Origin of the sequence: Streptococcus sp. 2741 (assembly GCF_013276315.1) — a bacterium.
GTDB classification, from domain to species: Bacteria; Bacillota; Bacilli; order Lactobacillales; family Streptococcaceae; genus Streptococcus; species Streptococcus pseudopneumoniae.
In genome coordinates, this window is the sequence record NZ_VMKU01000126.1 from 1 (window position 1) to 1185 (window position 1185).

Here is a 1185-nt window from a genome sequence, read left to right on the forward strand (position 1 = left end):
TAACCTTTTAACGTCCTCATATCTTGTATAAACGAGGAAAGATGTAGGACTTATCCCGTGAGGTCTCATGAGCGCTGAAAGCGTAGTAACAAGGAATCATGAGAAGTCAGCCGAACCCATAGTAGTGAGGAAACTTCTGTAATGGAAGTGGAGCGAAGGGGTGAATACTCAAACAGTCTGGGGAGAGACTGTTTGAGGTCTGTCGCTAGAAAGAGAAAACGACAGATCGAAGTAATCCTACTTTACTTGTGTCTGTAAAACGAGAGGTCTGATAGAACTGGACTCTGTCACGTATTGACTAGATGAAGGTTCACCAATATAAGATATCCCTCAGGCACCAAAACAAGAAAGGAATAGGCACATGTCAAAATTGCTAGATAAGATAGTATCACGCGAAAATATGCTGGAAGCCTACAATCAAGTAAAATCCAATAAAGGCTCAGCTGGGATTGATGGAATGACTATCGAAGAGATGGATAATTATCTCAGACAAAACTGGCGCTTGACTAAGGAACTGATAAAACAGAGAAAATATAAGCCTCAACCAGTTCTTAGAGTTGAGATTCCTAAACCAAACGGAGGCATCCGTCAACTAGGAATTCCGACAGTGATGGATAGGATAATCCAACAAGCCATTGTCCAAGTCATGAGCCCCATTTGTGAATCTCATTTCTCAGATACGAGTTATGGCTTCAGACCAAATAGGTCATGTGAAAAAGCCATCAGGAAGTTCTTAGAGTACTTAAATGACGGCTATGAGTGGATAGTGGATATAGACCTAGAGAAATTTTTCGATAGGGTTCCTCAAGATAGATTGATGTCCTTAGTACATAACATTATCGAAGACGGAGATAGGGAATCCTTGATTCGTAAGTATCTTCATTCAGGTGTTATCATTAATGGTCAACGTCATAAAACGCTAGTTGGCACACCACAGGGAGGAAATGTATCTCCTCTCTTATCCAATGTCATGCTTAATGAATTGGACAAGGAATTAGAAAAGAGGGGACTTCGATTTGTGCGCTACGCAGATGATTGTGTGATGACGGTCGGAAGCGAGGCAGCCGCTAAGCGTGTGATGTATTCAGTCAGTCGTTTTATTGAGAAACGGCTAGGTTTGAAAGTAAATATGACCAAGACTAAGATTACCAGACCAAGAGAGCTGAAATACTTAGGTTTTGGGTT

1 protein-coding gene is annotated in these 1185 nt (G+C 41.3%); it reads left to right on the forward strand.

Annotated elements, in window-relative coordinates; translation table 11 throughout:
• Positions 1-361: 361 nt before the first annotated feature.
• Positions 362-1185: group II intron reverse transcriptase/maturase (gene ltrA / locus HT671_RS10245; protein ID WP_172923153.1), on the forward strand; the 824-nt coding region annotated here is incomplete at its 3' end.